The 5,419-nt window shown below is 66.9% G+C and carries 3 protein-coding genes; 1 reads left to right on the top strand and 2 read right to left on the bottom strand.

The annotated features are described in order from the left end of the window. Both WBB14_RS10205 and WBB14_RS10200 read right to left on the bottom strand, forming a co-directional pair. The coding region (locus WBB14_RS10205) for an inverse autotransporter beta domain-containing protein (RefSeq protein ID WP_424239720.1) at positions 1 to 2,637 on the bottom strand (2,637 nt) is incomplete at its 3' end. 562 nt (positions 2,638 to 3,199) lie between these two features. Next, a complete protein-coding gene (locus WBB14_RS10200) occupies positions 3,200 to 4,648 on the bottom strand; it encodes a CoA transferase (RefSeq protein ID WP_424239721.1) in 1,449 nt (482 codons plus the stop codon). A 283-nt stretch (positions 4,649 to 4,931) separates the two neighbouring features. On the opposite strand from WBB14_RS10200, the gene WBB14_RS10195 reads away from it, so the two are divergent. Further along, on the top strand, positions 4,932 to 5,419 hold a 488-nt coding region (locus WBB14_RS10195), incomplete at its 3' end, for a deoxyribodipyrimidine photo-lyase (RefSeq protein WP_424239719.1).

The raw sequence follows: 5,419 nt of genomic DNA, 5'->3' as shown, positions 1-5,419 counted from the left end.
GGCTGTGAGAATCACGCTATCCATGCCGTCAGCCACGCCCGCCATCTTGCTCGGTGCAAGCCCGATCACATGGGCGCTGGACGCGTCTGCCGTGAAGGTGATGGTCACGGTCTTACCCGCATCTCCGCTTGCGCCCTTCGAGGAACTGCCCGCTGCGCACTTGGCGGTGACGGTCGCGGCGCCCGTCTCGGTCGGCGCAGTCAGCTCGACCGTGGTCCGGCTGTTGGCGTCGGTGATGCTGGCAACACTGGCGAGCAGCCCTCCGCTGGTACCCCAGTTGACTGCAACCCCGGCTCCTACAGGATTGCCCCGGGCATCCGCAACCGTGGCCGTAAGGGTCACGGTATCCGTACCGTTGGCCAGCCCAACGGCCTTGCTGGAACTGAGCGCGACCACGCGCGCGCTGGACAGGTCAGCCGCAAAGGTCACGATGGCGCTTTTGCCCGTGTCGCCGCCCGCGGCCTTGGCCGTAACAGTCGCCGTGCCGGCAGTCGTCGGCGCGGTCAACACGAGCGCGGCCTGGCTGTTGGCGTCCGTGCTGCTGACCGCCGCGGCAAGCATACCCAGGCTGGCGGCCCAGTTGACCGCTACGCCCGCGCCCACGGGGTTGCCGTACGCATCTTCAACCGTGGCCATGAAGGTCACGGTGTCGGCGCCGTCAGCCAGGCCGGCGGTCTTGCTGGGGGTCAACTGGGTAACCCGCGCGCCTGAAAGGTCGATGAGAAAGTTCACGGCGCCCGTCTTGCCCGGATCCGCGCCCCGCGTCTTGGCCGTGATGCGGGCGATGCCCGGCGTCGTGGCGGATTGCAGTTCGACGACGGCGATGCCGCTCGCGTCGGTCTCGCTGCGAGCGCTGGAAAGCTGGCCGTTCGTGGCCGTCCAGTTGACCGCGATACCGGCCCCCACGGCATTGCCATGGCGATCCTTGACCGTCGCCTTCAGGACCGCCTTGTCCTTGCCATCCGCAAGAATGGAGGCAGGCGCCACGTCCAGCTGCGCGACAGCCGCCGCGTTCAGGTCGTCGAGGAACTCCGCCTGGTTCTTGCCCTTGAATCCCTGGGCCTCCACCGCTTCGACCTCGACCTGCGCGGCGACCTTGCTGCTGACCGTGGCGTACGCCATGCCATCGGCGTCGGTCCGGTCCGAGGATTCCTTGATCGCACCGGGTCCCTTCAGCGTCCACGCCACAACGCGCCCCGCCATGGGTTCGGCCTGGACGCCGCGTATCAGGGCCGTGAACTTGACGCTGTCCACGCCGTCCGCGAGGGCCGCGGCCTTGGAGCGGGCGACACTAACGCTGAGCGCATTGACGCTCACGGTCATGATGTTGGAACTTATCTTGCGGCCATGCGCGTCGATCGCGGACGCCATCAACTGATAGCGGTTGATACCGTCGCTGCGGTAGTCCGGCAGCGTCAAGGATCCCGACGCACCGCCGCTGTATGGCATGGCGAATGCCGCCGCGGAACCGGACCATTCGATCCTGGGCGCGGCATCCGCGCCCGCCAGCGAGACCGGGAAACTGACGACCGTTTGCGGATAGCCGGCAGCGGCCGACGGCAGCTGTATCGTCATGGCGTCGTTCTTCTTGTATTCCAGGACGATTTCGTTGTTCCGCTCCACCAGATCCATGCGCATGCCGGCGAGCCTGCGGCTGTCAGCCACTTCGCCGGGCTGCATCTGCTTGGCCAGGGGTACGCCGAGCGCGTACTTCAGGCCCAGCTTGAAACTGGTGTCGGACTTTCCGCCCTGCCCCATGCGATGGTCCAAACCCAACGTGACGGCCGGCGCAGGCGTATACGAAACTCCCAGGGTCCAGGCGCGGGGATTCCTTTGCCGGCTGCTGGCGCCGAACAGGCCGACCTCATCGCCGTAGTACTTTTCGAACATCAGCTTGCCGCCCAGCTGCGGATACCAAGGCAGATAGCCTTCGGTCCTGATATCCCAGCCGCTGGCCGGGCGTTCCTGGTAGTCCCGCACATCCGGCGAACGCTTCCAGTCGCTCAGCCGGAAGTAGCCGTTCATGCTGAGCTTGAGATAGTCCGCCCACCACTCGCCGCCCAGGCCCAGCCGCCGATGGCCGCGCGAAACGTCCTGATCCAGGAAGGCGTTGCCACCGACCATGAAGCCGTCGGCGAAATGGCGGTATCCCATCCCGAGGTTGACCGTGGTCCGATAGGACTCTTGCAGCAGGTTGGTCCGGCGTGCGCCGAGTTGGGAAAAAATCAGACCCGTCCCGGAATCGTGCAGCGGGAACAACATGTCCAGGGCGCCCCCATGAAAGCTGCCCAACAGGTCCAGCCTGGCGGTGCCGAACTGGCCCAGCCAGTTTTCCGCCACGCGCTTCGCTTCGCCAGTGGCCTTGCCGCCAGCCAGCGATCTGGCGTCGCCGCTCGCCATTTGGTTGGGATTGGCTGGCAAGGGGCGGCCCTCCAGGTCGGGCGCGGGATCCAGCCCGTCCGCGGCCCGCGCCCGGGCCCGCGCCTGTGCGGCATCCGGGTCCGGCGATTCCCCGGCCGCTTCGGCCCTGGCTGCTGCGAGGGGAGCAGTACCTTCGGAACTGGGTAGCGGCTTACGCAATTCGCCGGCTAGCGGCGCCGCGCATCCCTGGAACAGCAGGAAAGCCGAAAGCGCCATGCATAGCGCCTTTCGGGCTTGGCCTGCGGCCGATCTCCGCCAAGCAAATGACTTGGTTGGTTTCAGCATCGTCATGACCTTGTCTTGAAGAATCCCGCGGGCCGGGGGTGTGCCGGCCAGGCAAAGTCGCCAAACTACTGAAGGGCGGCATGGGCGTATCCGTTCTGGCTCAGATCCAGGACGAAATCGCATGCGCGCTTGCAGCGATCCTTGCCCGAGGGGTTCGTGTTGTTATTAAAAAAATGACAAAATATGACGACATGCTATTTATATAACTGTTGATATCAATATGTAATTTATTGATTCAAAAACAGAAAACCTGAATACTCGATCAATCCGCGTACAACGGACGTCAGGCAGGACTAGCGGGAAAAGGCGATGGATGTGGTTCAGGCATGGCTGAACGCTGGGGACGCGGGCCGTGTCGAACAGACACGCCCGGCGGGCCGTGTTACGGCGCTTTCGTCAAGATGGGACGGAACCGAGGAGGCATCCCCGGCCCGAAGAGGCCGCCCGCTCCGGGGGCAAGCGTCTCATGGCGCGCTGACGTGCGCCCGCGGCCTTAATTGAACGGCCAGACTGGAGGATGGGTGCCCGGAGGGCTGGACGGACGGGTCCAGCGGGCCGGGGTTTCCGAGAACTGCGCGGCGTGGCGCAAGGCCGCCAGCTCGCCGAAACCGGAGGGCTCGGTTTCCAGCAAGCCTTCGAAGCCCGGCATAGGACAGGCCAGGCCGCGCTCGACGCGGCCCAGGCCGCGCAGCCAATGCGCGGTTTGCGCCAGCGACACGCGCACATGCCAACTGCCGCCTTCGGTTGCCTGCCGGGCCAACGCGGCCTGCGCGCCGAAGGCCATCAGGTAGCCCGAGACATGGTCCAGGATCTGCAGGGGCATGGGCTTGGGCGCGTCCTGGCCCGCGGCCTGCGCCTCGGCATGATTGAAGCCCGTTGCGGTCTGCACCAGGGAATCGAAGCCGCGCCGGCCGGCCCAAGGGCCTTTGTCGCCATAGGCCGACAACGACACGTAAACAATGCCAGGGCGGATGCGCGCCGCGTCCTGCGGGCCAAAGCCCAGCGCGGCCATGCCGCCGGGGCGGTAGCCCTGCACGAACACGTGCGCGCTGCGCAACAGGTTGCCCAGCGCGATGCGGCCGTCGGCCGTATCGAGGTCGGCGAGCACGGACAGCTTGCCGCGGCTGGTGTCGATGATGTTGTCGATGTTGGGCAGATGCGGCGAGTTGAGCAGCATCACGTCGGCGCCGTATGCCGCCAGCGCCCGCCCGCAGACGGGCCCGGCGATGATGCGGGTCAGGTCCAGCACGCGAATGTCCTTGAGCGGCCGGGCGCCGTTGCCGTATTTGGGCAAGGGCCGCGGATCCGCTTCGCCGATGCGCTCGATGGTGAGCAAGGGCTGTGCGGCGACCGCCGCGGCTTGCGGGTGGCGGTCCCATTCGTCGAAGCTGCGCATGGCTGCCACCGGCAGGCCCGCGTCCGCGGCCACCTGCTCGAAATCCAGGGCTTTCCAGCGCCCCAAGGCGCGCTCCACCATTGCGCGGGTGGTGTCCTCGCCGGCGGGACAGCCCAAGAGCGCCAGGGCGCCATCGCGGTGATGGGCAAAATTGGCGTGGATGCGAACCCAGCCGCCGTCGCCGCAGTGGTAAAGGCCGGTAATGGGGTCCCAGGGATTGGGGGTGATGCCGTTGATGGTGTAGTGGCTGCGGCACTCCTGCGCCGCGTGCAGCATGTCGACGGCCACCTGCTGCCTGGCGCCGCCGCGCAAATTCCAGACTTCGGCCGCAGCCAGCGCGGCCGCGGCCATGCTGGCCTGCGCCGCCGCGCCGACGGCGAAGGACGATGGGAGTACCGGGTCGGCGCCAGTCAACACCACGTGGTCCAGCGATTCATCGGGCAGATCCACCGAGCGCCAGAGCTTTTGCAAAACGTCGCGCGACGAATTGCCTGCGGGTGTGCGGCCCCTCAAAAAAGACGGGCGTAGGTCCATCAGATTTCCCATAGCGTTCATCTTGCTCTAGTCGTTTATTTGAATTACATGGCGGGGCTCAGGCGACGTCAATATGCCCGGCGCGCCAGCGTGTTTCATGGTTTGACCGCAAAGCGCCGCGATTGGGCCGCGCCGCGCCGATTCCCCTGTGTGGCCCGCTGCGCCGGCCTGTCCAGGCCAGGACACATCTACTCGTAGTTTTTACATCGTCTTCCAAGCCCGCCCTGCCGGCGAGCCCGCGCGGCGGGCGCAATATAGAATGCCAGCCTCGCCGCCTCCCTGCCCTGGACCGCCCATGAACACGCTGCTCTGGCTGCGCACCGACCTGCGCGCGCACGACAATCCCGCCCTGGCCGCGGCCGCCGAAGCCGGCACGGTCACCGCGCTGTTCCTGGCCGCGCCCGGGCAATGGCGGCTGCACGGCGACGCGCCGGCCAAGGTCGATTTCTGGCTGCGCAATCTGCGCGAACTATCGCGCGAACTCGCCCTCCTGGGTATTCCGCTGCGGCTGTTGACCGTGCCTGACTGGCGCGACGCGCCCGACGCGCTGGCCGATTTCTGCCGCACCCACGCCATCGGCCAGGTCCACGCCAACGCCGAATGGGCCGTCAACGAACGCCGCCGCGATGCCGCGGTCGCCGCCCGCCTGCAGGCCCTGGGCGTGGACTGGACGCTGCATCATGGCGCCTCGCTGCTGCGGCCCGGCACCGTCCTGACCGGCAAGGGCGATTGCTATCGGGTCTATACGCCGTACGCTCGGGCCTGCCGCGAGCGCCTGCGCAC

This window comes from Achromobacter sp., from assembly GCF_049647645.1.
Lineage (GTDB): Bacteria > Pseudomonadota > Gammaproteobacteria > Burkholderiales > Burkholderiaceae_B > Achromobacter.
Note: the sequence above shows the minus strand (reverse complement) of the source record. Positions and strands in the feature narration are given on the sequence as shown.